Here is a 25,377-nt window from a genome sequence, read left to right as displayed (position 1 = left end):
GTCACGTGAAGTCACCGAGCGGGAGGGGGACCTCCCGTTTGTAGAAGGAGTCGAGTGTGAGCATCCATTCCAGCGAAAATTATAGCGACGCGCGCGGGCCCGGGCGCCATGCGTGGTGCGGCCTGCTGCTGGCAATCGTGCCGGGTTTCGGTCAGTTTTATCATCGCCAGTGGCTGAAGGGGCTGGTCTTCCTGGTGTTGTTGAGCAGCTTTCTGGGTATTTTTTATGACTTCCTGCGCGAGGGGCTGTGGGGGCTCTATACCTTGGGTGAAGAGGTGCCCCGGGATAACTCTATCTTCCTGTTAGCGGAGGGGATTATCAGCGTGCTGATCGTCGCTTTTGGCGTGCTGATCTATTTTCTCTCGCTGCGGGACGCGTGGCTGAACGGCAAAAAACGCGATGAGGGGGTCGCGCTGAACAGCGTGCGTAAGCAGTACCAGATGCTGCTGAGCGATGGCTTCCCGTACCTGATGATCACGCCAGGCTTTATTCTGCTGGTCTTTGTGGTGATCTTTCCCATTCTGTTTGGTTTCGCCATCGCCTTCACCAACTATAACCTGTACCACACGCCGCCGGCGAAGCTGGTGGACTGGGTGGGCCTGAAAAACTTCGTCAATATTTTCACCCTCTCCATCTGGCGCTCCACCTTCCTGGATGTGCTGCAGTGGACCGTGGTGTGGACGCTGCTGGCGACCACCCTGCAGTGTACGGTGGGCGTGCTGTTGGCGATTCTGGTGAACCAAAAAGATCTGCGCTTTAAGCCGCTGATCCGCACTATCTTTATTTTGCCGTGGGCGGTGCCGGGGTTTGTCACCATCCTCGTCTTTGCCGGGATGTTCAATGACTCCTTCGGGGTGATTAACAACGCGATCCTGTCATTCTTCGGCATCAGTCCAAAGGCATGGCTGACCGACCCGTTCTGGACCAAAACCGCGCTGATCATGATGCAGACCTGGCTTGGCTTCCCGTTTGTCTTTGCCATGACCACCGGCGTGCTGCAGGCGATCCCGGACGATCTGTATGAAGCGGCGACGATGGACGGCGCCAGCGCCTTTACCCGCCTGCGCACCATCACCCTGCCGCTGGTGCTGTACGCGATCGCGCCGATCATCATCACCCAGTACACCTTCAACTTTAATAATTTCAACATCATTTATCTGTTTAACAACGGCGGCCCTGCGGTGGCGGGATCTAACGCCGGCGGGACGGATATTCTGGTGTCGTGGATCTATAAGCTGACGATGTCCTCGTCGCAGTACGCCATCGCGGCGACCATCACTATCCTGCTGTCGATCTTCGTCGTCGGCCTGGCGCTGTGGCAGTTCCGCGCCACCAAATCCTTCAAAAATGACGACATGGCGTAAGGGAAGCAACATGGCTCAATCACCCAGTATTAAACGCGAAAAGTGGATCCGACTCTCTCTCACCTGGCTGGTGGTTATCCTGGTCTCGGTGGTGATTATCTATCCGCTGGTCTGGACCGTCGGGGCGTCGCTGAACGCCGGCAATAGCCTGCTGAGTACCTCGATCATTCCGGAAAATCTGTCGTTCCAGCACTATGCCGATCTGTTCAATGGCAATGTGAATTACCTTACCTGGTACTGGAACTCGATGAAAATCAGCTTCCTGACTATGGTGCTGACCCTGATTAGCGTCAGCTTTACCGCCTACGCCTTCTCCCGCTTCCGCTTTAAAGGGCGGCAGAACGGGCTGATGCTGTTCCTGCTGCTGCAGATGATCCCGCAGTTTTCCGCGCTGATTGCCATCTTTGTGCTGTCGCAACTGCTTGGCCTGATTAACAGCCATCTGGCGCTGGTGCTGATCTACGTCGGGGGAATGATCCCGATGAACACCTGGCTGATGAAGGGGTATCTCGACGCGATCCCCAAAGATCTGGATGAGTCCGCCCGCATGGACGGCGCCAGCAGCTTTCGCATCTTTATCGAGATCATCATGCCGTTGTCGAGGCCGATCCTCGCGGTGGTGGCGCTGTTCTCCTTCACCGGCCCGCTGGGGGATTTCATCCTCTCCAGCACCATCCTGCGTACCCCGGATAAATACACCCTGCCTATCGGTCTGTATAACCTGGTGGCGCAAAAAATGGGGGCCAGCTACACCACCTACGCGGCGGGGGCGGTGCTGATTGCCGTGCCGGTCGCGATCCTCTATCTGGCGTTACAAAAATACTTCGTCTCCGGCCTGACCTCGGGCAGTACTAAAGGATAAGCACATGAAAAGATTTACACCCGCATGGCTTGCGGTTTGTCTGGCATGCAGTTTTTCCCCCCCTTCGCTGGCGGCGGACGCGCTTGAAACCCGCGCCTTTCAGGGCATGCCGGCGGACTTTATTAAAGGCGCGGATATCTCCACGCTGCTGGATGCTGAAAAGCACGGGGCGACCTTCTACGACCAGAATAACCGGCGTAAGGATCCGATCGCCATTCTGAAAGAGAACGGCGTCAACTATGTTCGCCTCCGCCTGTGGGTGGATCCGCAATCGGCAAGCGGCGAGGGCTATGGCGGCGGGAATAACGATCTGGCCACGACCCTGGCGCTGGCGAAACGCGCGAAAGCCCAGGGAATGAAGCTGCTGCTCGACTTTCATTACAGCGATTTCTGGACCGATCCCGGCAAGCAGTTCAAACCGAAGGCCTGGGAAAAGATGGATTACCCGCAGCTGAAAACGGCGATTCATGACTATACCCGGGATACCATCGCCCGCTTTAAGCAGGCGGGCGTCCTGCCGGATATGGTGCAGATCGGCAATGAGATCAATGGCGGTATGCTGTGGCCGGAAGGGAAAAGCTGGGGGCAGGGGGGCGGAGAGTTCGACCGGCTGGCTGGTCTGCTGAACGCGGCCATTGATGGCCTGAAGGCGAACCTGCACAACGGCGAGCAGGTGAAAATCATGCTGCATCTGGCTGAAGGGACCAAAAACGATACCTTCCGCTGGTGGTTTGACGAAATAGAGAAACGCCATGTGCCGTATGACGTGATCGGTTTGTCGATGTACACCTACTGGAACGGGCCGATCAGCGCCCTGAAGGCCAATATGGATGACATCAGCAAACGCTATAACAAAGACGTTATTGTCGTCGAGGCGGCCTATGCCTATACCCTGGCCAATTGCGATAACGCGGAAAATAGTTTCCAGGCCAAAGAGGAAAAGGACGGGGGATATCCCGCCAGCGTGCAGGGACAATATCGCTATATCCACGATCTGATGCAGGCGGTCATCGATGTTCCCGACCAGCGCGGCAAAGGGATTTTTTACTGGGAGCCCACGTGGATTGCCGTTCCGGGAAATACCTGGGCCACCCCGGCGGGGATGAAATATATCCATGACGAATGGAAAGAGGGCAATGCGCGTGAAAATCAGGCGCTATTTGATTGCCAGGGAAAAGTATTGCCGTCGGTAAAAGTATTTAATTAATTTTTTGTCGTTCTTTTCAGGAAGTTTATTATGAATAAATTTGCACCTTTACATCCAAAGGTTAATACGCTGCTGCATGGCGCAGATTATAACCCGGAACAATGGGAGAATGACCCCGATATTATTGATAAAGACATTGCCATGATGCAGCAGGCAAAATGCAATGTGATGTCGGTGGGAATATTTAGCTGGGTGAAACTTGAGCCGCGCGAAGGGGTATTTGATTTCGCCTGGCTGGATACTATCCTCGATAAACTGTATGCCGCCGGCATTCATGTTTTTCTGGCCACGCCGAGCGGCGCGCGTCCGGCGTGGATGTCACAGCGCTATCCGCAGGTTCTGCGGGTGGGGTGCGATCGGGTGCCAGCCCTGCACGGGGGCCGTCACAACCACTGTATGTCATCGCCGGTTTATCGTGAGAAGACCCTTAAAATCAATACTCTGTTGGCGGAGCGCTATTCTGCGCATCCGGCGGTGCTGGGCTGGCATATTTCCAATGAATATGGCGGCGAATGTCATTGCGAGCGCTGCCAGACTCGCTTTCGCGACTGGCTGAAGGCGCGGTACCAGACCCTGGAGAATCTCAACCAGGCCTGGTGGAGCACTTTCTGGAGCCATACCTACAGCGACTGGTCGCAGATTGAATCGCCTGCGCCGCAGGGCGAGGTGTCGATCCACGGCCTGAATCTGGACTGGCATCGCTTTAATACCGCCCAGGTGACCGATTTCTGCCGCCATGAAATCGCCCCGCTGAAGGCGGCGAATGCCGCCCTGCCGGTGACCACCAACTTTATGGAGTATTTTTACGATTACGACTACTGGCAGCTGGCGGAGGTGCTGGACTTTATCTCCTGGGACAGCTATCCGATGTGGCACCGCGACAAAGACGAAACCGCGCTGGCCTGTTATACCGCGATGTATCACGACATGATGCGCAGCCTGAAGGGCGGCCAGCCGTTTGTGCTGATGGAGTCCACGCCGGGCGCCACCAACTGGCAGCCGACCAGCAAACTGAAGAAACCGGGGATGCATATTCTCTCTTCGCTGCAGGCGGTGGCGCATGGCGCCGACTCGGTGCAGTATTTCCAGTGGCGCAAGAGCCGTGGTTCGGTTGAGAAATTCCACGGCGCGGTGGTCGACCACGTTGGGCATATTGATACCCGCATTGGCCGTGAAGTCAGCCAGCTCGGCGAGATCCTCAGCAAGCTGCCGGCGGTGAGGGGGTGTCGCACCGAGGCGAAAGTGGCGATTATCTTCGACCAGCAGAACCGCTGGGCGCTTGATGACGCCCAGGGGCCGCGCAATCTGGGCATGGAGTATGAGAAGACGGTCAATGAGCACTACCGTCCGTTCTGGGAGCATGGCATCGCCGTCGATGTGATTGACGCCGACGCTGATTTAACGCCGTACCGGCTGGTGATCGCCCCGATGTTATACATGGTGCGCGACGGCTTTGCCGGGCGGGCGGAGGCGTTCGTCGCCAGCGGCGGCCATCTGGTGACTACCTACTGGACCGGCATCGTCAACGAGTCCGATCTCTGTTATCTCGGCGGCTTCCCGGGCCCGCTGCGCAATCTTCTGGGCATCTGGGCGGAGGAGATCGATTGTCTGAATGACGGCGAGTTTAATTTGGTGCAGGGCCTGGCCGGGAATCAGTGCGGTCTTCAGGGCCCCTATCAGGTGCGCCATCTCTGTGAACTGATCCATACCGAAAGCGCGCAGACGCTGGCCACCTACCGGGATGATTTTTATGCCGGAAGGCCAGCGGTGACGGTGAACGGCTTCGGGAAAGGTAAAGCCTGGCATGTGGCCTCCCGCAACGATTTGGCCTTCCAGCGCGACTTTTTTGCCGCCCTGAGCAAAGAGCTGGCGCTGCCGCGGGCGATCGCGGCGGATTTACCGCCCGGAGTGGTGGCCACCGCGCGCACCGACGGTGAGAGTACGTTTGTCTTCCTGCAGAACTACAGCGCGCAAAGCCATACCCTGAGCCTGCCGCCAGGGTATCGGGATTGCCTGACCGACGCGGCGGTGGCGGACCCGCTGACCCTGTCAGCATGGGATTGCCGTATTCTCCGTCGCCACGCGTAATCCTTTTTCTCCACGCCTGCTCTGCCGAGCAGGCTTTTTTTTTATCTATTACCCTGGAGTTTATGATGGTGAGTTTAAAATCTTTCCTGCACTATTTCTCGCCTGCGCGTCCGGCACAGCCGTTAAGCGAAGCGGAAAAACAGCAAATCGAGGCGCTGATTCAGGCCTTCGGCGGTGAAGCGAATATTACCCAAGTGGACGCCTGTATTACTCGTCTGCGGGTAACGGTTCGTCATCTGGCGGCCGTGGACTCTGACGCTTTGCAGCAGCAGGGCGCGCTGGGCGTCATTATTCTTGGTCAGCAGGTTCATGCTATTTTCGGTAAGCAGTCCGATGCGCTACGTCAATTGCTGGATGACCATTTTGCCGCGCGGAAATAAATAAAACGGGATAACCTGAAAACAGGTTATCCCGAAAATAAGACAAAGACAGCAGTGGCAATAATGATTACCGGAGGGTAATTAATGACCTTAGCGTTGGAGATATCAATAACGTATTTTTCTTACCAGAGCGATATTACCACCAGGCTTCAACCTGCACGCCGAAATTCCAGGTATTATTCGCCGTCTGGTCTTCAAATGGTTTACCATCTTCTGAATCATTCAGATACGACGCGAAAATACGTAATTCCGGACGTGACATAAAGTCCGGCCCGTCCGCCAGACCCAGAGCAATGGTATATTTCTCACCGGCCTGTTTGTAACTGGTGCCATTGTTGTAGCTGTCTTTCTGATAGAAACCGCCGACTTCGCCAATCAGGCGCACGTAGTCGGTGAACTGATACTGCCCGCGGGCGACCAGCGACAGCATCCGCGTTTTGTCGGTGTAGTCGGTAATATCATCCGCCGAGCCCCAGGTCAGAACGTGGTTGATGGAGAACTTCTCGGTAATGGGGATCAGACCGGTGTTAATCACGCGATAGCCGGTGGCGTCATTCACGTAGTTCCACATATCGTACCAGCCGCCGCCCTGGGAGACCATATTCTGCGCCAGCCCTTTGTTGGCATACTGCAGCACGGTTTTGTTATAGCCGCCCAGCATATCCTGACTGATTTCACCGGTTAGCATCACGCCATTTTCGGCATCGTACAGCCCGCCGTAGCTGTCCTGTTTTTTGGTGGTGTTCGGCATGGCGTAGTCGATACCGAATTCGGTCCACGACCCGGACCACGGCTTCCATCCCGCATAGCGTAAATCGATATAGTTGATATTGACGTTGCTGTCGCCATCGACGCGATAGTCAACGTCGTTGGCATCGCCGCGGATCCACGCCAGCGAGACGGCGCCCGGGCCAAGGGTGTAGTTTTCCACCCCGGCCCCGGAGCCGGAAATGTTCCAGTATTTGGTATCGATGATGTGCAGATCGTGACGCTGATAGTAACGTTTGCCGCCCCAGATCACCGCATTCGGATCGCCCGGGATCAGCCCTTTGATCTGCAGATTCAGCTGACGTAAGCCGAACTGCGCGTCATCGTTCAACGTGGTTTCATTATCGTTAGAGCCATCGGAGACCATGCTGACCATGCTGTCGAGATAGAAACTGACATCATCTTTTTTGTAGACCTCGGAGCCCAATTCCAGTTCGCCATAGGTATCCGATTCGTTCCCCAACCGGCCCAGCTTGTTCTTTTGCCATTCCGCTTCGCTACCGTCGCCGGAGACCCCAACCCCGGCGCGCAAATAGCCATGAAAATCAACGGTCGGGATCGCAGCGGTAGCCGCAAAGGCGGAAGGGGTGATTAGCGCAGCGGCTAATGCTGTGGAAAGGGCGCGCAGTGTCGTATTCATCTCTATCCTCTTATTGTTTTGTATTACGTTCACATAACTGATGTCATAAAATGCCTAAATGTAACTTCAGGCAAACGAGATATGATTATTGTGTGACTAAGTGCAAATAATAACGCTGGTTTTTGTTGTGATGAGTGAGGTGATTCACAATTAACCCGGTTGTGAACGTAATACTTTTTGTGGTCTAATTTTGCGGTGAGAAGTGGCGGTGAGCGTTTTTTCAAATGGCCCCTGTTACAATCATGGGATAACAACATAAGGAACCGGACCATGAAGTCTAAAAGCGCTACTCTGGAAGACGTCGCACGTCATGCGGGTGTCTCTTACCAGACCGTGTCCAGGGTACTCAACAAATCTGCCAATGTATCCGAAGCGACGCGCCGCAAGGTGGAGAAATCGATAGAGGCTCTACGCTATGTGCCCAACCGGCTGGCGCAGCAGCTGGTGGGAAAGGAGAGCCAGACGGTGGGGCTGGTGACGATTTCGCTGGCCTGGCATGCCCCCTCCCAGGTGGCGGCGGCGGTAAAACGCTATGCCAATCTGGAAGGTTACCAGGTCCTGATTTCGATGATCGATGAGAGCGTCAACCAAAGCATCCAGGATTCCATCAATGAGCTGAAGTCTCAGAGGGTGGATAAGGTCATTATCAACGTGCCGCTGGAGACCGAACAGGCGCAGAAAATCGCCGCTGACAACGATGATATCGTCTGCCTGTTTCTCGATGTTGATCCCTACAGCTCCGTGTTTAACGTTTCGTTTAACCCGGCGGACGGCACCCGGGCCAGCGTCAAATATCTCTACGAGATGGGGCATCGGGAGATCGCGCTGCTGGCGGGGCCGGACAGCTCCGTATCGGCCAAACTGCGGCTGAAAAGCTGGCTGGAGACCCTGGATGGCTACGGTCTGAAGCCGGTGACCGTCCTGCACGGCAACTGGGATGCGCAAAGCGGCTACGCCGGCGCGCTGCAGATGCTGCGTGAAACGCCGAACTTCAGCGCTGTGCTGGTGGGCAATGACCAGATGGCGCTGGGGGTGCTCAGCGCCTTCCATCAGCATCAGGTGGCGGTGCCGGGAGAGAAATCGGTGATTGGCTATGACGATACCTATGAAAGCTCCTTTTTCTATCCGGCATTGAGTACGGTATCGCTGGACCTCGACCTGCAGGGTAAAGAGGCGGTGCGGCGGATCCTCGCCAGTACCAGCGGCGCGGCGCATACCTCATCCATCCTGCCGGCGCGCCTGGTGATTCGCCATTCCAGCGGCGCCAGAGTCGAGCAGGGGAAAGATCTGCAGGCCATCGCGGAGCAACTTCGCGCTATCGCCCACCGTCTGGCGCCCTGAAGCCAAAGGCGAGGAAACTCGCCTCTTTGTTATTACCCCTGCTATGACCATGGTTGATCTTTGTCGTGGAACGGCGTAACTTAATTGTTATGTTATAACATAATGATGAGGTCATCATGAAAGCCCATATCCATCCTCCCTATCGCACGGTGGTGTTTCACGACACCAGCGCCAATGAATATTTTAAAGTTGGCTCAACCATCCGCACCGAACGCGTGATTGAGCTCGACGGTGAGACGTATCCGTATGTGACGATCGATGTCTCATCGAAATCGCATCCTTACTACACCGGCAAACAAAAAACGTTCGCCAGCGAGGGTAGCGCGGCCCGTTTCCGCCAGCGTTTCGGCGGCTTTATTGATGCAAAAAGGAAGGCATGATGCAGGTCGTTAACTCATTACGCAGCGCCAAACAGCGCCACCCGGATTGCCAGCTGGTCAAACGCAAAGGGCGGCTGTACGTGATCTGTAAGAGCAACCCCCGCTTTAAAGCGGTGCAGGGGCGCAAAAAACGTCGTTAACGGAAGCTTTCCAGGGGGCGGCGCTGCTGGCCGTCGGCGGTAAAATTGTCGGCGGCCAGCCATTGGCGCATGGCGCTATCCAGCTCCGGCCATTCGCCATCAATCACTGAAAACCAGTCCGTGTCCCGGTTGTGTCCTTTGCTCACCAGCGCCTGACGAAAACGTCCTTCGTACTGAAATCCCAGTCGCCTTGCCGCCCGACCTGACGGCGTATTGAGGCTATTGCATTTCCATTCATAGCGACGGTAGCCGAGCGTCCCGAAAACATACTGCATCAACAGCCAGTGCGCTTCGGTCGCCATAGCCGTTCGGCTCAGCAACGGAGAGAAATGGACATGCCCCACCTCGATCACGCCGTGGTTGGCATCGATGCGCATTAACGCCAGCGACCCGACCGCCGTCCCGCGCTGCTGGTCAACGACGGCGAAATGGATAGGATCGGTCAGCGTCGCAACCTGCGCCACCCAGGCGCTAAATTCAGCCAGACTGCTTTCCGGTTCGCGCAGCAGCCACGTCCAGCTGCGGGCGTCGGGCGCCAGCTGGTGGGCAGCAAACAGATCGCTGGCGTGGGCGGGGGTGAGTGGTTCGAGCCGACAGCGGCTGCCCTGCAGTACCTGCCGCGTTGGCCAGGGGCGGGGTTGCCAGTCGGGCAGCGCGGCGCCGAGCGCCTGTCCAAACTGATTGTATTCACACATTGCGGTTTCCTTATTGGGGATGTACAGGCAGCGTACGCGCTGGCTGGTTCCCTAAAAAGTGCCACCAGAGTATGTTTTTATGGATCCACGAGGAGGTGACATGAACATACCGGACGATGCGTTTTATGGATTGGTGACGCAGGGGATGCGGCAGCGAACGGACGAAACCCTGCAGCGCGCCCTTTACCACACTTTGCGCCATGCCATCCTGCAGGGAACCCTGGCGGCCAGCTGCCGTTTGCCAGGATCGCGCGTGATTGCCGGTCGACTGCATCTGTCGCGCAATACGGTGAATGCCGCACTCGAGCAGCTGACGCTGGAAGGATACCTGACGCGAAGCCGTCAGGGGACGCAGGTTGTGCCGCTCGCCGCCAGCCGCCGGCAGGAGGTAAACGCGCCACCCGTTGTGCTGTCTGAGCGGCTGCAGGGGCTACCAGCCGCTATGCGCCGTGACTCGCCGGCGCTGCCGTTTACGCCTGGCATGCCGGCGGTGAACTATTTCCCGCTGCCGCTGTGGCGGCGGTTAATGGATAAGGCATTGCGCGACGAGGGCAGCATGCTGCTGGGTTACGGTGAGGCCGCGGGCGATCCCCAACTGCGGGAGGCTATCGCTCGCCATCTGGCGCTCTCCCGGGGTATTCAGTGCGATATCCGGCAGATCGTCATCACCGAGGGGGCGCTGGAAGGGGTCAACTTATGCGCCTCGCTGTTGACCAACCCGGGCGACACCGTGTGGCAGGAAGAGCCGGGATACCTGGGCGCCAGGAGTGGTTTCCAGCGGGCGGGGCTGCAGGTCTGCGGGATGGCCGTCGATCATGAAGGGATGTGTATGGCCAACGGCGCGGCAGAGCCACCCCGGCTGATTTTCACCTCTCCTTCTCATCAGTATCCCCTTGGGAGCGTTATGAGCGCCGCGCGGCGTCTGGCGCTGGTGGAGTATGCCCATCGGCACGGCGCGTGGATTGTGGAGGATGACTACGACAGCGAGTTTCGCCACAGCGGAGAGCCGATCCCGGCGATGCTGGGAATGGTCCCGGATGCCCCGGTGGTCTATCTCGGCACCTTCAGCAAAACCCTTTTTCCAGCGCTGCGTATCGGTTTTATGGTAATGCCGCCCGCGCTGGCGGATGCCGCTCAGGAGGCCATTGGCACGCTGCTGCGCGGGGGACACCGCGCTGAACAGCGGGCGCTGGCCAGCTTTATCGAGAAGGGGCACTATGCGCGTCATCTGGCGGCGATGCGTCGTCTGTACCGCAAACGTCAGCAGCTGCTGCGCGAGGCGCTGGCGCAAGAGATCACCGTGCCGTGCGAAGTCCTTGGTGGGGAAGGGGGGCTCCATTTGACGCTGGCCATAGAGGGGATCGACGATCGCGCGATAGCGCAGCAGGCGCGTCAGTTTCAGCTGGCGCCCGCTGCGCTAAGTCATTTCTATCTCGACCCGCGGCAGGGGCGGAGCGGGCTGGTGCTGGGGTATGGCAATACTTCTGCTTCCCGCTATCCGCTGGCGCTGCGGACGCTGAATCGTCTTATTGCGCAGTACCGGCTCGGGTCAGCGTAAAGACATCGTAAAAGGAGAGATCTCCTTTGGTGTCGACCATTTTTTTAAGCTGCGCCTTCTGCTCGCTATCGACGTCCGGCGACTGCAGGATGCGGTCGATCAGCTGTCGGGGGACAAAGCGGGTGTTGTACCATTCGCCGTTGTAACACACGCGAAAGTCGAGGACATCGATATCTTCGTAACGATAGCGTGGATAGACGTCAAAGAAGAAAAAAGCGTTGAACAGGATGAACAGCACCACCAACAACCAGACCGAATCCACCAGCGTTTCAGAGCGCAGCATCACCACCAGCGTCGCCAAAAATGCGGCATACATGGCAACAAACAGGCCCGGATGGTTACGGATAAAACTGATGCTAAAACGCGGGCGATTATCGCGTTTTTCCTGCACGTTCAGTTCGTCAATGGTGTGAGTTAGCAGGCGTTGTATTTCTGTCATCTTGGTCCCCGAATTCTGCAATAAGCCTGCACCGTGCGCCCGGTGGCTCGGGCGTGGCAGGCTCAGCCTGAAGGCTATTTTATGTTGCAGTATTCTGCGGAGAAAGTAACAGATCAGTTACAGAAAAGCATAACAGTTACGCATTTGGCGGCGGAAGGCGCTTGATGATCTGCGCCGGGTTGCCGCCGACAACGGTACTGGCGGGGACGTCTTTAGTGACCACCGCTCCGGACGCGATGACCGCATTATCGCCAATGGTCACCCCGGGATTGATCACCGCCCGACCGCCAATCCACACATTGTGGCCAATGGTCACCGGTTTGCCATATTCCTGGCCGCTGTTTCGAGCCTCAGCATCCAGCGGATGGGTGGCGGTATAGATATGGACGCCCGGGGCGAGCATGCAGTTATCGCCAATATGGATAGGGCAGACGTCCAGCATCACGCAGTCAAAATTGGCGTAAAAACCGGCGCCGAGAAAGATATTGTAGCCGTAGTCGCAGCGAAAGCTTGGCTCGATATACGCATCGCCAGCGCGACCGAGCAGCTCGGCGAGAATACGCTGACGTTCTTCCTGCGCATCCGGGGCGGAATGATTATAACGGTGCAGCAGCTGTCTGGCGCGCAGGCGATCGGCGCGTAGCGTTGGGTCGCCAGATAAATAGAGCTCACCGGCGATCATTTTGCGTTTTTCTTCACTCATTGGTCTTCCTTATACCTGACGTTAGATGGCCGCAGCAGTATAAAAAAGAAACCGGTTACAGGTTTGCTGTTGGCTAAATGATGTGATGACTATCACAAAGATACCCTGCAGAGGCTGGCGATGACCGTCCGGTCAGCAGACCGCGTCGGGCGCGGTAATTAGCGGATAAATTTCCAGACGGACGTCGGGATCTTATCGTACAGCTTATTCATGGTCAGTTCAGCCAGACGATGATCGGCGGCTGAGTAAAATACCGCCAGCTCATTATCAGAAAGTTCATATTTGTTTTTTTCAATGACGCGCTCCAGCGTGTCAATTGTCTGGCAACGGCGTAAGCGCATCAAATAGTCTGTTTTAGTTAATGGCTTATCAGACATAATTCCACCTTTTGATTGTAATAATCCTAACACGAAAGACTGGCCGGATTTTCCCGGCTGGCGTTGACAAAACAACGAAATAACCGATTACCGGATTTTTTCCACTTTTGCAAATCCGTAGAGTTAATGCCGTAGTTACTGAACAACGTAAATGTATCGTCCAGATATTCGTCAACCTGAGCGATCAGCTTATTATCCTCAGCGTACTTAATTTTATAATTAAGGGCGAATGTGGCAATGTGCTCGATCAGTTCATTTAACTGGAGATTGACAGCCGAAGTCGGGTCGTTGACCCAGCCATGGTTGCTCTCTTCCAGGTTTGCAAGGCAGTCATGATACAGCGTTTCGCAGAGAAAGCGTAGTTGTGCGATATCATGTCTTTTTGGCGAGTATTCGTCCATAACGCATCCCCTTTTGAGTGGTTTAAACGACGACTAACAAACACCGTTGTGGGATGAACACGACTAACTGACCTGACACTAACTGAGTAATCCTGCTGATTTAACTATAATCCACTCTCCAACAGATTTCATCGTGCTATTACGAAAAATTACAATTATCAGAGAGAAATTATCTTAAAAATAGACGAATTAAATTCTCCGGCCCGGGCGCGCAGCCTGAAAAATAGAGATGTCTTATCAATCATTGGCTTAAGGCAGGCAGTCGTCGCGTTCAGAAACCGCTGGCCGTGATGATGATATTAGGATTATTCCTGGTAAATGAGCGTGAGAAGATCCTAAGGGCTAAACAGCGTGATAGATATAGCCGGGAACACATCAATATATATTAAATGCAGCGCGAAAAATAAACAATGGCAATATGTGCCCTGTGGGTAATGATCAAAAAAAGGGCCGCAGTAGCGGCCCTTTGTTCAGCAGTGCAGATTAATGATGCTCAACCTGATGGCTGTGCTCAATATCTTCCGATTTCTTACTAAAGCGGCGTCGCACCACCACAAAGAACACCGGCACGAAGAAGATTGCCAGGATCGTCGCGGTTACCATCCCGCCCATTACGCCTGTACCTACGGCGTTCTGCGCACCGGAGCCTGCTCCGGAGCTGATAACCAGCGGCATAACCCCAAGGATAAACGCCAGGGAGGTCATCAGGATCGGACGCAGACGCATACGTACCGCTTCAAGCGTCGCCTCAATCAGCCCTTTGCCCTCTTTCTCCATCAGGTCTTTGGCGAATTCAACGATCAGTATCGCGTTCTTCGCCGACAGGCCGATGGTGGTCAACAGGCCAACCTGGAAGTAAACGTCATTGGTTAAACCGCGGAAGGTGGCGGCTAACAGCGCGCCGACCACACCTAACGGTACGACCAGCATGACCGAGAACGGAATCGACCAGCTCTCATACAGCGCTGCCAGACACAGGAAGACGACAATCAGCGAGATGGCATACAGGGCAGGGGCCTGGTTACCGGACAGCCGCTCCTGATAAGACATCCCGGTCCAGTCGTAGCCAATACCCGACGGCAGTTTACCCGCCAGCTCTTCCATCAGGCTCATCGCCTCACCGGTACTCTTGCCTGGCGCTGCCTGGCCAAGAATTTCCATTGATGGCAGACCGTTGTAGCGTTCCAGACGCGGCGAACCGTATTCCCAACGCGAGGTGGAGAAGGCGGAGAACGGCACCATCTGGCCATCACTGCCGCGAACATACCACTTGCCGATGTCTTCCGGCAGCATACGGTATTTCGCTTCGGACATGATGTACACTTTCTTCACGCGGCCGCGGTCGATAAAGTCGTTGACATAGCTTCCGCCCCAGGCGGCGCCCAGCGTGGTGTTAATGTCGCTGATGGAGACGCCCAGCGCCTGGGCTTTTTCCTGATCGATATCGACTTTGAACTGCGGTGTATCTTCCAGACCGTTAGGACGCACGCCGGTCAGCACGTCAGGATGCTGCGCCACCATGCCAAACAGCTGGTTACGTGCCTGGGTCAGTTTTTCGTGTCCCAGGCCGCCCTGGTCAATCAGCTGGAAGTCAAAGCCGGTCGCGGTACCCAGTTCAACGATAGCCGGCAGGTTAAAGGCGAAGACCATCGCGTCTTTAATCTGCGAGAAGTAGCCCATCGCCCGACCGGTGATCGCTTCAACTTTGTTTTCGTCGCCTGGACGCTGGCTCCAGTCTTTCAGCGAGACGAACGCGATACCGGTGTTCTGGCCGCGGCCGGCGAAGCCGAAGCCGTTAACCGCAAACACGGATTCCACGTTGTCCTTCTCTTTGGTGAGATAGTAATTCGTCATCTCATCCAGCACTTTCTGCGTGCGCTCCTGGGTGGCGCCGGCAGGCAGCTGGGCCATACTCAGGAACACCCCCTGGTCTTCGTCCGGCAGGAACGAGCTCGGCAGACGAACGAACAGCCACGCCATACCCACCACGATGATCAGATACAGCACCAGATAACGACCGGTGCTGCGCAGAATGTTGCCTACGCTGTCGGTGTAATGGTGCGTGCTCTTATCGAACATGCGGTTAAACCAGCCGAAGAAACCCGTGGTCGCGCCATGGCTGCCTTTCTGAACAGGCTTCAGCATCGTGGCGCACAGCGCTGGCGTCAGGATCAGCGCGACCAGTACCGATAGCGCCATCGCGGAAACGATGGTGATGGAGAACTGGCGATAGATGGCCCCGGTTGAGCCGCCGAAAAACGCCATCGGGATAAATACCGCCGACAGCACCATGGCGATACCTACCAGCGCGCCCTGAATCTGCCCCATCGATTTACGCGTCGCTTCTTTCGGCGGCAGGCCTTCTTCGGCCATGACGCGCTCGACGTTCTCGACCACCACGATGGCGTCATCCACCAGCAGGCCGATGGCGAGCACCATCCCGAACATCGTCAGGGTGTTTATCGAGAAGCCAAACGCCGCCAGCACCGCGAAGGTCCCTAACAGGACCACCGGCACCGCGATGGTCGGGATCAGGGTGGCGCGGAAGTTCTGCAGGAACAGATACATCACCAGAAAGACCAGGATGATCGCTTCCACCAGCGTTTTAACCACTTCGTGAATAGAGATTTTCACGAACGGGGTGGTGTCATACGGGTAAACGATTTTCATCCCCGACGGGAAAAACGGCTCCATCTTCGCCAGTTCAGCGCGGATCGCGTTGGCGGTATCCAGCGCGTTCGCGCCGGTAGCCAGTTTAATACCCAGACCGGACGCAGGCTGGCCGTTATACTTCGCCACCACGTCATAGCTTTCGCCACCCAGTTCAATTTTGGCGACATCACGCAGACGAACCTGGGAACCATCCTGGTTCACCTTCAGCAGAATGTTGCCAAACTCTTCCGTATTGGTCAGACGCGTCTGTGCGACGATGGAGGCGTTGAGCTGCTGGCCTTTCACCGGCGGCGTACCGCCTAACTGACCAGCGGCGACCTGGGCGTTCTGCGCTTTCAGCGCGCTGATCACGTCCACCGGCGTGAGCTGGAAGTTATTCAGTTTATTCGGATCCATCCAGATACGCATCGCGTACTGGGAACCGAACAGCTGAACGTCGCCGACGCCGCTGGTACGGCTGATCGGGTCCTTCATGTTGGCCGCCACGTAGTCCGAGATGTCGTCCTGGTTCATGGTGCCGTTGGTGTTAATGACGCCGACAACCATCAGGAAGCTGCTGGACGCTTTCTCAACGCTGATCCCTTGCTGCTGTACTTCTTGCGGCAGCAGAGGGGTGGCCAGGGCCAGCTTGTTCTGGACCTGAACCTGGGCGATGTCCGGATCGGTACCGGATTCGAAGGTCAGGGTGATGGTCGCCGTACCGGTGGAGTCGCCATTCGAGGACATGTACATCAGGTGATCGATACCGTTCATATTCTGTTCGATAACCTGAGTCACGGTGTTCTGCACGGTTTCGGCGTCAGCACCGGGGTACATGGCGGTAATGGAAATTGCTGGCGGCGCAATCGTCGGATATTGCGCCACCGGCAATTTGAGGATCGATAATCCCCCAGCCAGCATGATGATGATGGCGATCACCCATGCAAATATGGGGCGATCGATAAAGAAATTAGGCATGTCTTAACGGCTCCTGTTTAAGTTAAGACTTGGTTTGTTCTGATGGCGCGTTGCCTGCGGCTTGCTGTTTATCATCAGAAGCTACTTCCTGCGCTTTTACCTGCACGCCTGGTTTGATTTTTTGCAGGCCGGTGACGATAACGCGATCGCCGGATTTCAGACCGTCAGTGACCAGCCATTTATCGCCAATCGCTTGAGAAGCAGTGACCTGGCGGACTTCGACCTTATCGCCTTCACCCACTACCATGACGCTGGCGTCACCGCGCGGCGTACGGGTCACGCCCTGTTGCGGCACCAGCAGGGCGTCAGGGTTAACCCCTTCTTCCAGACGCGCGCGGACAAACATCCCCGGTAACAGGGTGTGATCCGGGTTGGGGAAAATGGCGCGCAGCGTGATAGAGCCGGTGGTCTGGTCGACGGTCACATCCGAGAACTCCAGGGTGCCGGACTGCGGATACTTAAGACCGTCGTTAGTCACCAGCTCCACTTTCGCTTTACCGTTTTCCTGTTTCAGACGGCCATCGGCCAGCTCCTGTTTCAGGCGCAGGAAATCATTGCTCGACTGGGTGACGTCAACATAGATCGGATCCAGCTGCTGAACGGTTGCCAGAGCGGTTGACTGACCATTCTGCACCAGCGCCCCTTCGGTCACCGCGGATTTACCAATGCGGCCGCTGATCGGCGAGGTGACTTTGGTGTAGGCCAGATTGATGCGCGCGGTTTCCACGGCCGCTTTTGCCGCGACCACGGCCGCATTGCTCTGCTGCGCCGTCGCGACGGCGGTATCGTAGTCTTGTTGACTGATATACTTAGTGCCTAACAGTTTCTGATAACGCTTGACCGTCAGTTGATCCATGTTTGCCGCCGCCTGGGCTTTTGCCAGGTCGCCTTTGGCGCTGTCATAGCTGGCCTGATAGGTGGCTGGATCGATCTGATACAGGGAGACGCCCGCCTGGATATCGCTACCTTCGACGAAGTTACGTTTCAAAATAATGCCACTGACCTGAGGGCGGACTTCCGCAATGCGATAGGCGCTGGTGCGGCCTGGCAGTTCGGTGGTCATTTGTAGAGGTGCGGATTTGAGCGTCACAATACCGACTTCCGGCATGTGCTGGGCTCCCTGTTGAGCCGGTTTATCGTCACATCCTGTTAGCGCTAAGCTGCCTGAGAGCATCAGAACGACCGCCAGAGGCGTTAACCCTCTGTTTTTGTTCATATGTAAACCTCGAGTGTCCAATTTCAAAATGTTCAGTGGCTCAAACAACCACAAACCCACTACAGTCTTTCTATTATGGTCGTGCTATGGTACATACATTCACAAATGTATGTAAACGTAACCTCTGTAAAGTCATTAACCTATGGCACGAAAAACCAAACAACAGGCACGTGAAACCCGGCAACTGATTCTGGATGTTGCTCTGCGTCTGTTTTCGCAGCAAGGCGTATCATCTACCTCGTTGGCAACAATTGCAAAAGCTGCGGGTGTAACGAGGGGGGCTATCTACTGGCATTTCAAGAATAAATCAGATTTATTCAACGAAATTTGGGAGCTGTCAGACGCCAGTATTAGCGATCTCGAAATTGAGTATCGGGCAAAATTCCCTAACGATCCACTCTCTGTTATCAGGGAGATATTAGTCTATGTTCTTGAAGCGACGGTGACAGAGGAGCGCCGTCGGTTGATGATGGAGATTATCTTCCATAAGTGTGAATTCGTCGGTGAAATGACCGTGGTGCAGCAGGCCCAGCGGCAGTTATCCCTGGCGAGCTACGAACGCATCGAGCAGACCTTGAAAGAGTGCATCGCCGCGAAGCTGTTGCCCGCCAATTTACTCACCCGGCGAGCGGCGATTTTAATGCGCAGCTATCTTTCCGGCCTGATGGAGAACTGGCTGTTTGCCCCCGACTCGTTCGACCTGCATGCGGAAGCGCGCGACTATGTCGCCATCCTGCTGGAGATGTATCAGTTCTGCCCCACGCTGCGCGGCCCGGAGAACCTGTCAGCGTAAACGTCGCGCGCGGGGGGACGTGAATTTTTAGCGCCGTTCGCCGCTATTCGCCAGCGATGAGAAGTGCTATTCTTCGCGCTTGCGACGACCCCCGGTATTCTCCGGCATTTGCATTCATTCATATTAACTATGCTGCACACGATCTCCAGGCAACGCGCCACGTTCATCTTTATCATTATGCTGCTCTGTTTTATTGGCCTTTTCAGTCCAGTTCAGGGCCGCGCCGCGGACCTCCCTGACCGGGCGGAGGTGCAGAGTCAGCTCAATACCTTAAACAAGCAAAAAGAACTGACTCCGCAGGACAAACTGGTCCAGCAGGATTTGACCCAGACCCTGGAAACGCTGGATAAAATCGATCGCATCAAGAGCGAGACGACGCAGCTCCGCCAGCAGGTCGAGCAAGCCCCGGCGAAGCTGCGCCAGGCGGTGGACAGCCTTAACAATCTGAGTGATGTCCCGAACGACGACGCGACGCGCAAAACGCTGAGCACGCTCTCCCTGCGTCAGCTGGAATCGCGCGTCACCCAAACGCTGGACGATCTGCAGAATGCGCAAAACGACCTGGCGACCTACAACAGCCAGTTGGTTTCCCTGCAAACGCAGCCGGAACGCGTGCAAAATGCGATGTACAAAGCCTCCCAGCAGCTGCAGCAGATCCGCAATCGTCTGAATGGCACCTCGGTGGGCGATGAGACTCTGCGTCCGACCCAGCTGGTGCTGCTGCAGGCCCAGCAGGCGTTGCTTAACGCGCAGATCGAGCAGCAGCGCAAGAGCCTCGAAGGCAATACGGTGCTGCAGGATACCCTGCAGAAGCAGCGTGACTACGTCACCGCCTGGAGCAACCGGCTGGAGCATCAGCTGCAGTTGCTGCAGGAGGCGGTGAACAGCAAGCGGCTGACGCTGACTGAGAAAACCGCCCAGGAGGCGGTCACGCCCGACGAAACGGCGCGTATTCAGGCCAACCCGCTGGTCAAGCAGGAGCTGGATATCAACCACCAGCTGAGCGAGAAACTGATTCAGGCGACGGAGAACGGCAACCAGCTGGTGCAGCGCAATATTCAGGTGAAGAACTGGCTCGACCGCGCCCTGCAGTCTGAGCGGGATATTAAAGAGCAAATTTCCGTGCTCAAGGGCAGCCTGCTGCTGTCGCGCATTCTCTACCAGCAGCAGCAGACGCTGCCGTCGGCGGATGAGCTGCAGGATATGACCAATCGCATTGCCGATCTGCGGCTCGAACAGTTCGAGGTGAATCAGAAACGCGACGCGCTGTTCCAGAGCGATGCCTATGTCGCTAAGCTGGAAGAGGGGCACAGCGCCGAAGTAAACGATGAAGTGCACGCCGCGCTGCTGGAAGTGATCGACATGCGCCGGGAGCTGCTCGACCAGTTCAATAAACAGCTGGGGAATCAGCTGATGATTGCCATCAACCTGCAGATCAACCAGCAGCAGTTGATGAGCGTCTCGAGCAGCCTGAAAGAAATTCTGACCCAGCAAATTTTCTGGGTGAACAGCAATAAACCGATGGACTGGGAGTGGATTAAGGCCTTCCCGGAAGCGCTGAAAGGTCAGTTTAAGGCGATGAAAATCACCGTGAACTGGGAAAAAGCGTGGCCGGCGGTGTTTGTCGCTTTTCTTGCCGGATTACCGCTGCTGCTGATTGCCGGCCTGATCCGCTGGCGTTTGCAGTGGCTCAAGGATTATCAGGCAAAGCTTGCTTCCCAGGTAGGCCAGCTGCGCAATGATACCCAACTGCATACGCCGAAGGCGATCCTTATCGACCTGATCCGCGCCTTACCGGTGGTGCTGGTGATTCTGGCGATTGGCCTGATCTTACTCACCATGCAGCTCAATATCAGTGCTCTGTTGTGGGCGTACAGTAAAAAGCTGGCGATGTTCTGGCTGGTGTTTGGCCTGTGCTGGAAAGTGCTGGAAAAGAACGGCGTAGCGGTCAGCCACTTTAATATGCCGGCGCAATTGACCAGCCACTGGCGGCGGCAGATTGTTCGCGTCAGCCTGGCGCTGCTGCCGCTGAATTTCTGGTCGGTGATTTCCGAGCTGTCGCCGCTGAACCTGATGGACGACGTGCTGGGGCAGCTGGTGATTTTCTTCAACTTACTGCTGATAGCGGTGCTGGTCTGGCCGATGTGCCGGGAAAGCTGGCGCGATAAAGAGTCGCACAGCCTGCGCCTGCTGACGATCACAGTGCTGTCTATCGTTCCGGTGGCCCTGATGGTGCTGACGGCGACCGGCTACTTCTACACCACGCTGCGCCTGGCGGGACGCTGGATCGAGACCGTCTATCTGGTCATGATCTGGAACCTGCTGTACCAGACTGTACTGCGCGGCCTGAGCGTGGCGGCGCGGCGCATCGCCTGGCGCCGGGCGCTGGCGCGCCGTCAGCATCTGGTGAAGGAGGGCGCGGAAGGCGCCGAGCCGCAGGAGGAGCCGACTATCGCCCTCGAGCAGGTCAACCAGCAGACGTTACGCATCACCATGCTGGTGATGATCGCGCTGTTCGCGGTCATGTTCTGGGCGATTTGGTCGGATTTGATCACCGTTTTCGCCTACCTCGACAGCATTACTCTCTGGCATTACAACGGCACCGAGGCAGGGGCCAGCGTGGTGCGCAGCGTCACGATGGGCAGCCTGCTGTTTGCCATTGTGGCGTCGATGGTTGCCTGGGCGCTGATCCGCAACCTGCCGGGGCTGCTGGAGGTGCTGGTCCTGTCGCGGCTCAACATGCGCCAGGGGACTTCCTACGCCATCACCACCATTCTTAACTATGCGATTATCGCCATCGGGGCGATGACGGTATTCGGGTCGCTGGGCGTCTCATGGGATAAACTGCAGTGGCTGGCGGCCGCGCTGTCGGTTGGTTTAGGTTTTGGTCTGCAGGAGATCTTCGGTAACTTCGTCTCCGGCCTGATTATTTTGTTCGAACGTCCGGTGCGCATTGGGGATACGGTGACTATCGGCACCTTCTCCGGTACGGTAAGCAAAATCCGTATTCGCGCCACCACCATCACCGACTTCGATCGTAAAGAGGTGATCATCCCGAACAAGGCGTTCGTTACCGAGCGCTTGATCAACTGGTCGCTCTCCGACACCGTGACCCGTGTGGTGATCCGCCTCGGCGTCGCCTACGGTTCCGATCTGGATAAGGTGAAGGAGGTGCTGCTGAAGGTCGCGCACGATCATCCGAAAGTGATGCAGGAGCCAGCGCCAGCGGTCTTCTTCACCACCTTCGGAGCCAGTACCCTGGATCATGAACTGCGTCTGTATGTCCGTGAACTGCGCGATCGCAGCTACACGGTGGATGAGCTCAACCGCGCCATCGACCGTCTGTGCCGGGAGAATGACATCAACATTGCCTTTAACCAGCTGGAAGTCCATCTGCGAAATGAAAAGGGCGACGAGGTCACGGAAGTGAAGCGGGACGGAAAGGGTGACGATTTAGCTCCCTCCGTCGCGTCTTAACTGAAAAGGGGCGGCGCAAAGCCGCCCCTGCTGCATCAGGGCGTCAGCGCGGCGAGCTCTTCGTCGCTAAGCCCGGTGAGTTCCCGCACGATTTGACGTTCGAGGCCGCGCGCCAGCATTCTGGCGGCGATGCTGCGAGTGGCTTCCTGCTCGCCCTCCTGCTGCCCCTGTTTACGGCCTTTCTCTTCCAGCCATTCGGCAATGGTCATCATCAGCTCCTTATGTCTGGGCGACTGCGCCGCCAGCGCGCGGATCAGCGCCCCCGGATGTTCCGTGGTACCCGCCTGCAACATATAGCGCAGCAGCGTATTTAACTGCGCTTCTGTCAGATAGCCTTGCGTCATCAGCGCAATCAGCGGCACCTGCAGCTCGGCCAGATCGCGATGGCGGATATGCTTTTGCAACAGCTCCAGCATGGCCATACGCCGATGACGGACGATCTGATTATCTGGCATAACGGTGAGGTCCACCAGCGGAAAATCACCGCTATAGAGCGCCTTCGCCAGCGCCGGTTCGGCGAATAGCTGTTGCCAGTTGCGGGGCCAGGGCCAGGGGCTGACCTTGCCGTGATAAAACAGAATTGGCACCACCAGCGGCAGCGTGTCGTGGCCAGCGTCCAGATGACGCTGCATGGCGGCCAGCGCGTAGCGCAGCAGGCGAAACGCCATCAGCTTGTCCGGGGTACTCTGGTGCTCAATCAGCGCGTAAACATAGCCCGGTCCGTGGCGGGTGCGCAGTGAGTAAAGGATATCGGAATAGCTGGCGCGCAGGTCCTCTTCAACAAAGCTACCGGAGACCAGCTGCAGTGAATCCAGCTCGCAAATTGCCAGAAACGGCGCGGGCAGATACAGCTGCAGGAAATCCTTCGCCACCGCCTGATGCATCAGCATCTGGCGAAAAACCGCATCGTGCGGGGTTTGACTGACCTTTTCCATCAATATTGCCTCCATCGGCGTCATGCGCAGAGGAGCACTCTGCCAGCACGTCGTCGTGGGCAACATCTTACTTCTGCGGCGTTTGCGAGGCGCTTTCCGTGTTTTTTAACTTGTTTGCATAATCCCGCCTGACAATTTCCAGCGCGTCCAACACCGTTTGCGCTGGGATCTGATGCGACTCCAGCAACATGATTAAATCGACGGCCAGTTTGACCTCATCGGGGGCATTTTCCAGCGACATCGGACTCTCCTGTTAGCGCGTCAGCCGCGCCAGTACGTTTTCAATCTTGTCCAGCGCCTGTCGACAGCGCGCCAGCCGTCCGCTGTAGACCTCGACTTCGCTGGCCAGCCGCTGCTGCTCGTCAAGGCTGGTAGCCTGCGTCAGCTGGCGCTGGCGTTGGTCGCGCATCGCCAGCAGGCGGCGCTCATACTCCTGATGCTGCAGGCGACGGCGCTGCCAGCGGCTCAGCGTTGGCGAGGCATGGTCCCAACTGCGCAGCGACCAGGTGGCGGTTTCGCGACGCAGCGCGGCGATTTGCGCCGCCAGCCGCTCGGCGATCCAGGCTACCTGCGGCAGCTGCTGGCGCTCGACAGCCTGGCGGAGCTGGCTGAAGTTGTGTTGGGCTTCCGCCAGATAGGCCTGCATCAGCGTGCTGCGGGTGTGGAAGAGCTGACGGTCAAAGCGCGGGCTGAGGGTCGCGTGCTCCGCCAGCGGCGCCACCAGCGCGGCCAGCTCGCTGAGCTGATTGTTCAGCGTTTGTAAAAGTTGAGCTGTTTTCACCCACCCCCTCCATTTTCCATCAGCCAACTGTGCTACAGTAGCCGTATCTGTTGATAACGATTCGCATTATGCCACCTGTTATTTTAACCATTATCGGCTGGCTGGCGGTAGCGCTGGGTACGCTGGGCGTCTTCTTACCGTTGCTGCCGACGACGCCGTTTATTCTGCTCGCCGCCTGGTGCTTTGCCCGCTCATCGCCACGCTTTCACCAGTGGCTGCTGTATCGCTCATGGTTCGGCGGCTATCTTCGCCACTGGCAGCAGTACCGCGCAATGCCCCGCGGCGCCAAGCCGCGCGCCATTGCCATGATCGTGGCGACTTTTGCTATTTCGCTGTGGCTGGTTAAGCTTACGTGGGTGCGCATCATGCTGTTGGTCATTCTGGCCTGTCTGCTGATCTTTATGTGGCGCATTCCGGTGGTTGACGCAAAGCAACAAAAGCACTGATGCGCAATAATGCCTGTTGCAATTGTTGCTGACAGCCAGTAAATTCTGGCGTTTTCGAGCGCGGGTAAGCCTGGTCAAAGGTTAAACAAATGTTTCTTTGGCCCCTTTTGCACGCCCGTGGGTAACACCGTTTCAATCAGGCATACACTTATGACCGCAACTGCACAGCAGCTTGAATATCTGAAGAACAGCATCCAGAGTATCGAGGATTATCCAAAACCTGGCATTCTTTTCCGCGATGTCACCAGTTTACTGGAAGACCCGAAAGCTTACGCGCTCAGCATTGAACTGCTGACCGAGCGCTACAAAGACGCGGGAATTACCAAAGTGGTAGGGACTGAGGCGCGTGGCTTCCTTTTCGGCGCACCGGTTGCGCTGGCGCTGGGCGTGGGCTTTGTTCCGGTACGCAAGCCGCGTAAGTTGCCGCGTGAAACCATCGCTGAGAGCTATGAGCTGGAGTACGGCACCGATCAGCTGGAGATCCACGTTGACGCCATCAAACCGGGCGACAAAGTGCTGGTGGTGGACGATCTGCTGGCGACCGGCGGAACCATCGACGCGACGGTCAAACTGATCCGCCGTCTCGGCGGCGAAGTACAGGATGCCGCTTTCATTATCAATCTCTTCGATCTGGGCGGCGAACAGCGCCTGGAGAAGCTGGGGGTCCACTGCTACAGTCTGGTGCCGTTCCCGGGCCACTAAGCAAATCCCTCCACATAGCCTCGCCGATCGGGCGGGGCTGTGATAGCATGACCC

The 25,377-nt window shown here is 56.6% G+C and carries 25 protein-coding genes; 14 read left to right on the top strand and 11 right to left on the bottom strand.

The window, feature by feature from the left end; translation table 11 throughout:
• The first annotated feature begins 56 nt into the window (after positions 1-56).
• The 5 genes from AC6CWS_RS08240 (at position 57) to AC6CWS_RS08220 (ending at position 5,901) form a co-directional block, all read left to right on the top strand.
• Positions 57-1,364 carry a carbohydrate ABC transporter permease gene (locus AC6CWS_RS08240; RefSeq protein WP_048296875.1) on the top strand — a complete coding sequence of 436 codons (1,308 nt, stop codon included), beginning with the start codon at positions 57-59 and terminating at the stop codon, positions 1,362-1,364.
• Positions 1,365-1,374: 10 nt separating this feature from the next.
• Positions 1,375-2,226, top strand: coding sequence for a sugar ABC transporter permease (locus tag AC6CWS_RS08235; RefSeq protein WP_004204761.1), 852 nt, complete (start codon positions 1,375-1,377; stop codon positions 2,224-2,226).
• A 4-nt stretch (positions 2,227-2,230) separates the two neighbouring features.
• Entirely contained in the window at positions 2,231-3,433 is a 1,203-nt protein-coding gene (locus tag AC6CWS_RS08230) for a glycoside hydrolase family 53 protein (RefSeq protein ID WP_032453928.1), read from the top strand.
• A 30-nt stretch (positions 3,434-3,463) separates the two neighbouring features.
• Positions 3,464-5,521: a beta-galactosidase gene (locus tag AC6CWS_RS08225; protein ID WP_065882814.1), complete on the top strand. Its 2,058-nt coding sequence runs from the start codon at positions 3,464-3,466 to the stop codon at positions 5,519-5,521.
• Between the two features lie 65 nt (positions 5,522-5,586).
• Complete coding sequence (locus tag AC6CWS_RS08220; protein WP_023288637.1) at positions 5,587-5,901, top strand: PTS sugar transporter subunit IIB; 315 nt, start codon at positions 5,587-5,589, stop codon at positions 5,899-5,901.
• Between the two features lie 136 nt (positions 5,902-6,037).
• Here AC6CWS_RS08220 and AC6CWS_RS08215 read toward each other — a convergent pair whose 3' ends face one another.
• A complete protein-coding gene (locus AC6CWS_RS08215) occupies positions 6,038-7,309 on the bottom strand; it encodes a maltoporin (RefSeq protein ID WP_023288638.1) in 1,272 nt (423 codons plus the stop codon).
• Between the two features lie 270 nt (positions 7,310-7,579).
• Between AC6CWS_RS08215 and AC6CWS_RS08210 the strand changes: the two genes are divergently transcribed.
• The 3 genes from AC6CWS_RS08210 (at position 7,580) to ykgO (ending at position 9,170) form a co-directional block, all read left to right on the top strand.
• The gene (locus AC6CWS_RS08210; RefSeq protein ID WP_023288639.1) at positions 7,580-8,650 is read left to right on the top strand and encodes a LacI family DNA-binding transcriptional regulator; all 1,071 of its coding nucleotides are present in this window, start codon (positions 7,580-7,582) and stop codon (positions 8,648-8,650) included.
• 116 nt (positions 8,651-8,766) lie between these two features.
• Entirely contained in the window at positions 8,767-9,030 is a 264-nt protein-coding gene (locus AC6CWS_RS08205) for a type B 50S ribosomal protein L31 (protein ID WP_004204754.1), read from the top strand.
• Positions 9,030-9,170, top strand: coding sequence for a type B 50S ribosomal protein L36 (gene ykgO, locus AC6CWS_RS08200; RefSeq protein ID WP_002892018.1), 141 nt, complete (start codon positions 9,030-9,032; stop codon positions 9,168-9,170). The genes AC6CWS_RS08205 and ykgO overlap by 1 nt, the downstream gene beginning before the upstream one ends.
• Here ykgO and AC6CWS_RS08195 read toward each other — a convergent pair.
• Complete coding sequence (locus tag AC6CWS_RS08195; protein WP_065882812.1) at positions 9,167-9,865, bottom strand: GNAT family N-acetyltransferase; 699 nt, start codon at positions 9,863-9,865, stop codon at positions 9,167-9,169. The two genes, ykgO and AC6CWS_RS08195, sit on opposite strands and share 4 nt — an antisense overlap.
• Before the next feature lie 100 nt (positions 9,866-9,965).
• Between AC6CWS_RS08195 and pdxR the strand changes: the two genes are divergently transcribed.
• Positions 9,966-11,423 (top strand): MocR-like pyridoxine biosynthesis transcription factor PdxR, encoded by a 1,458-nt coding sequence (gene pdxR / locus AC6CWS_RS08190; RefSeq protein ID WP_065882811.1) that lies wholly within the window; start codon positions 9,966-9,968, stop codon positions 11,421-11,423.
• On the opposite strand, the gene AC6CWS_RS08185 is transcribed toward pdxR, so the two are convergent.
• The gene (locus tag AC6CWS_RS08185; RefSeq protein ID WP_023288642.1) at positions 11,392-11,862 is read right to left on the bottom strand and encodes a YlaC family protein; all 471 of its coding nucleotides are present in this window, start codon (positions 11,860-11,862) and stop codon (positions 11,392-11,394) included. The genes pdxR and AC6CWS_RS08185 overlap by 32 nt on opposite strands.
• Positions 11,863-11,895: 33 nt before the next feature.
• On the opposite strand from AC6CWS_RS08185, the gene AC6CWS_RS08180 reads away from it, so the two are divergent.
• Complete coding sequence (locus AC6CWS_RS08180) at positions 11,896-12,027, top strand: hypothetical protein (protein ID WP_032428629.1); 132 nt, start codon at positions 11,896-11,898, stop codon at positions 12,025-12,027.
• On the opposite strand, the gene maa is transcribed toward AC6CWS_RS08180, so the two are convergent.
• The 5 genes from maa to acrA all read right to left on the bottom strand — a co-directional run bounded on the left by maa (position 11,999) and on the right by acrA (position 18,189).
• A complete protein-coding gene (maa, locus tag AC6CWS_RS08175) occupies positions 11,999-12,565 on the bottom strand; it encodes a maltose O-acetyltransferase (RefSeq protein WP_023288643.1) in 567 nt (188 codons plus the stop codon). The genes AC6CWS_RS08180 and maa overlap by 29 nt on opposite strands.
• A 158-nt stretch (positions 12,566-12,723) precedes the next feature.
• The gene (hha, locus tag AC6CWS_RS08170) at positions 12,724-12,942 is read right to left on the bottom strand and encodes a hemolysin expression-modulating protein Hha (protein ID WP_002892050.1); all 219 of its coding nucleotides are present in this window, start codon (positions 12,940-12,942) and stop codon (positions 12,724-12,726) included.
• A gap of 26 nt (positions 12,943-12,968) precedes the next feature.
• Complete coding sequence (gene tomB, locus AC6CWS_RS08165; RefSeq protein WP_002892066.1) at positions 12,969-13,343, bottom strand: Hha toxicity modulator TomB; 375 nt, start codon at positions 13,341-13,343, stop codon at positions 12,969-12,971.
• A 483-nt stretch (positions 13,344-13,826) separates the two neighbouring features.
• Positions 13,827-16,973, bottom strand: coding sequence for a multidrug efflux RND transporter permease subunit AcrB (gene acrB, locus AC6CWS_RS08160; RefSeq protein WP_065882810.1), 3,147 nt, complete (start codon positions 16,971-16,973; stop codon positions 13,827-13,829).
• Positions 16,974-16,995: 22 nt separating this feature from the next.
• Positions 16,996-18,189: a multidrug efflux RND transporter periplasmic adaptor subunit AcrA gene (gene acrA, locus AC6CWS_RS08155; RefSeq protein ID WP_023288645.1), complete on the bottom strand. Its 1,194-nt coding sequence runs from the start codon at positions 18,187-18,189 to the stop codon at positions 16,996-16,998.
• A gap of 142 nt (positions 18,190-18,331) precedes the next feature.
• On the opposite strand from acrA, the gene acrR reads away from it, so the two are divergent.
• Together acrR and mscK are read left to right on the top strand one after the other, a co-directional pair.
• The gene (gene acrR, locus AC6CWS_RS08150) at positions 18,332-18,982 is read left to right on the top strand and encodes a multidrug efflux transporter transcriptional repressor AcrR (RefSeq protein ID WP_023288646.1); all 651 of its coding nucleotides are present in this window, start codon (positions 18,332-18,334) and stop codon (positions 18,980-18,982) included.
• Positions 18,983-19,111: 129 nt separating this feature from the next.
• A complete protein-coding gene (gene mscK / locus AC6CWS_RS08145) occupies positions 19,112-22,459 on the top strand; it encodes a mechanosensitive channel MscK (protein ID WP_065882809.1) in 3,348 nt (1,115 codons plus the stop codon).
• Between the two features lie 35 nt (positions 22,460-22,494).
• Here the strand turns inward: mscK and AC6CWS_RS08140 are convergent, their stop codons facing one another.
• From AC6CWS_RS08140 to priC, 3 genes are all read right to left on the bottom strand, one after another.
• Positions 22,495-23,394, bottom strand: coding sequence for an Rpn family recombination-promoting nuclease/putative transposase (locus AC6CWS_RS08140; protein WP_032454012.1), 900 nt, complete (start codon positions 23,392-23,394; stop codon positions 22,495-22,497).
• Between the two features lie 67 nt (positions 23,395-23,461).
• Positions 23,462-23,635 carry a pleiotropic regulatory protein RsmS gene (gene rsmS / locus AC6CWS_RS08135; protein WP_065882808.1) on the bottom strand — a complete coding sequence of 58 codons (174 nt, stop codon included), beginning with the start codon at positions 23,633-23,635 and terminating at the stop codon, positions 23,462-23,464.
• 12 nt (positions 23,636-23,647) lie between these two features.
• Positions 23,648-24,175, bottom strand: a complete 528-nt coding sequence (priC, locus tag AC6CWS_RS08130) for a primosomal replication protein N'' (RefSeq protein ID WP_048296890.1) — start codon at positions 24,173-24,175, stop codon at positions 23,648-23,650.
• Positions 24,176-24,243: 68 nt separating this feature from the next.
• On the opposite strand from priC, the gene AC6CWS_RS08125 reads away from it, so the two are divergent.
• Both AC6CWS_RS08125 and apt read left to right on the top strand, forming a co-directional pair.
• Positions 24,244-24,621: a DUF454 family protein gene (locus tag AC6CWS_RS08125; RefSeq protein WP_004204740.1), complete on the top strand. Its 378-nt coding sequence runs from the start codon at positions 24,244-24,246 to the stop codon at positions 24,619-24,621.
• 150 nt (positions 24,622-24,771) lie between these two features.
• Entirely contained in the window at positions 24,772-25,323 is a 552-nt protein-coding gene (apt, locus tag AC6CWS_RS08120; RefSeq protein ID WP_023288650.1) for an adenine phosphoribosyltransferase, read from the top strand.
• The last annotated feature ends 54 nt before the right edge of the window (positions 25,324-25,377 follow it).

This window comes from Klebsiella sp. M041 (assembly GCF_059759695.1).
Note: the sequence above shows the minus strand (reverse complement) of the source record. Positions and strands in the feature narration are given on the sequence as shown.